Origin of the sequence: Pseudomonas yamanorum, assembly GCF_013386765.1 — a bacterium.
GTDB lineage: Bacteria > Pseudomonadota > Gammaproteobacteria > Pseudomonadales > Pseudomonadaceae > Aquipseudomonas > Aquipseudomonas yamanorum_A.
In genome coordinates, this window is the sequence record NZ_JACARE010000069.1 from 1 (window position 1) to 258 (window position 258).

Here is a 258-nt window from a genome sequence, read left to right on the forward strand (position 1 = left end):
GGCTTGCCTGCGATGGCGGTGGGTCAGGCACTGAAGTGGGTGCCTGATACATTGCCATCGCAGGCAAGCCAGCTCCCACATTGGATTTAGGGTGTGCCAGTTGGCTCAGGGCTTGTCGACATCGTGATATTCACCGCCATACCCATCCCCCACCCGCCAGATGATGTCGTGGTTCTCACTGGTCCATTCCGACGGTTTCAGCGAATACTTGAGCGCATCCCACTCTTGAGCCGAACACCGAACAAAATGTGGGAGCTG